Annotated in this window: 2 protein-coding genes; both read right to left on the bottom strand. The window is 75.0% G+C overall.

The features are described 5' to 3' along the window. On the bottom strand, positions 1-1,178 hold a 1,178-nt coding region (locus AOK24_RS14805), incomplete at its 3' end, for a carboxylesterase/lipase family protein (protein ID WP_055720536.1). A gap of 64 nt (positions 1,179-1,242) precedes the next feature. Continuing rightward, a partial coding sequence (locus AOK24_RS14800; RefSeq protein ID WP_055720535.1) for a trans-2-enoyl-CoA reductase occupies positions 1,243-2,384 on the bottom strand: 1,142 nt, incomplete at its 5' end.

The following is a 2,384-nucleotide window of genomic DNA, read 5'->3' as shown; positions in this document are numbered from 1 at the left end:
ATCCCGGGGGTGTCGGAGCCGTGGAACGCGGGGAGTCCGCCGTACTCGGCGAGGGGGCCGTCGTACCGGGAGCGCCAGACGGGGGCGTGGGCGCTCTGCGCGTCGGCGAGGCGGGTGGTGGGGACGACGTACCGCTCGTCGGTCATGACGGCGATCCGGTCGTCCCCGGAATGGGCCGCGAGAATCTCGTCGCGTCCGGTGGGGCCGAAGGCGTCCGTCAGGACCCGGTCGGCGTGGGCGGCGGAGCCGGGTGCGCCGAGTTCGAAGAGGAGGCATTCGCTCAGGCAGTGCTGGGCGAGGAGGGGGATGCCCGCGGCGGCGCCGTCGGCGATGGCGGCGGTGGGCCGGCGCGGAAGGGCGAGCCCGTCGACGGCGGGCCGCCACACCCAGGTGGCCTCCAGGCCCTCGGCGATGGCGGTCTGCGCGTCCAGGACAGCCGCGGCGGGCGCCTGCCGGGGGTCGTCGGCGCCGAGTTCCTTGAGGAAGCGGCCGGCGAGGGCGCGGCTCTGCGCGGGCGTCGCCACGTGGTCGCCGCCGCTGCTGGTCGCGGCGCCGTGGATGAGGCCCCGGGTGAGCGGCGAGGCGATGAGGTTGGAGATGGACTTGGCCCCGGCGGACACGCCGTACACCGTCACCCGCCCGGGGTCGCCGCCGAACGCGGCGATGTTGGCGTGGATCCAGCGCAGGGCGGCGATCTGGTCGTGGGTGCCGTGGGCGCCGGTGTGCTCCTCGTCCGGCAGGGAGAGGAACCCGAGCGCGCCGAGCCGGTAGTTGAAGCTCACGACGACGGCGCCGAAGTCCCGGGCGAACGCGGCGCCGTCGCCCGCGATGTCGTGCCCGTTGCCGACGTGGTAGCCGCCGCCGTGCAGCCAGACCAGGACGGGCGCGCGCTCGGCGGCGGCGGGGGCGGTGACGTTGAGGTACAGGCAGTCCTCGGAGGGCGGCGGGATCTCCAGCGGGCCCGCGGGGCCGGGCATCAGGGGCGGTGGCTGGATCGCGGGGCTGCCGGGGAGGGAGCCGTCGCGTACGCCGGTCCAGGGCTCGGCGGGCCGGGGCGGGCGCCAGCGCAGCTCGCCGGTCGGCGGGGCGGCGTAGGGGATGCCGCGCCAGGACAGGACGCCGTCGCCGGACTCGACGCCCCGGACCTTTCCGCCGCCGGTTTCGATGATCTTCGTCATGGGGGCCTTTCGGACGCGATCCGCTGCCGTACCGGGTCGAGGGTAGCGGCGGGAATCCCGCTGGTCAGGCCTGCGTCGTACGGCGAGACGCCGTCGGCAGCGCCTGGGGCCAGGCGACGTCCGTCTCCACCGGCGCCGTGTAGTCGACGCCAGGCACGGCGAACCCGTACAGGCGCTGCACCTCCGCGTGGAACCAGTCGAGGTCGGCGAGCCCGGCGATGGTGTCGGTGGTCGCCGCTGCCCAGCGTTCGGCGACGGCGGTCTGTACGGCGTCGGTGAGTTCCCAGGCGTCGAGGCGTACCCGGCCCTCGTCGTCCAGGTCGAGCGGGGTGACGCCGGTCAACTGGTCCCAGAGGGACGCGAGTTGGCCGATGGGCGAGACCATGCCGTCGGCGAGGACGCCGCGCAGCAGGCCGGTGTAGAGGGCGATGCCGGGGATGGCCGTCGAGGACTGGGTGACGGCCGCGCCGTTCACGGAGGTGACCGCCTTGCCGCCGACCGTCTTGGCGAGCCGCTCGTCCAGCGTGCGGGCGGTGGCCTCCAGGTGGGCCTTGGCCGCGCCGATCGTGCCCTGCCGGTAGATGGCCTCCGTGAGGGGCGAGCCGATGTACGACAGGGCGGCGGTGGAGAAGCCCTCGGCGAGGAGGTCGCGCGCGCCGAGGTGGTCGATCCAGCGCTCCCAGTCCGCGCCGCCCATCACGGCGACCGTCTGCTCGACGTCGTCGCCCTCGGCGGGCGCGGTGTCGACCTCGCGGACCTCGGGGGCGCCCTGGTCGTCGAAGACGAGGGTCTTCGTACGGCTCGCCCGCCCGATGGGCTTGAGGACGGACGCGTACGTCGTCCCCGTGTCGGGGTCCGTGCGGCGGGGCGCGGCGACCGAGTAGATCAGGTGGTCGAGCTTGCCGCCGAAGCGGGTCTCGATCAGGTCGGCGACCTGGTCCTTCAGGTCGTCGGAGAACGCGTCGCCGTTCAGGAAGACCAGGTCGCGTCCGGCGGTGCGCGCGAGGTCGGCCGTGGCGGCGGTGCGGTACCAGCCGGCGGTGGCGGTACGGCGTGGCGTGGGGGCCTTCTCGAAGCAGACGGCGATGCCCCTGATGCCGGCGCGCTTGAGCCCTGCGAGGGTCGCCGCGAGGCCGTATCCGGCGGAGGAACCGATGACCAGGGCGACCGGGCCGGTTGCCGCCGGGGCGGTGGCGGGGTCGGGGG

It is taken from the genome of Streptomyces niveiscabiei (assembly GCF_001419795.1).
Taxonomy (GTDB): domain Bacteria; phylum Actinomycetota; class Actinomycetes; order Streptomycetales; family Streptomycetaceae; genus Streptomyces; species Streptomyces niveiscabiei.
This window is presented reverse-complemented; position numbering and strand designations above follow the sequence as displayed.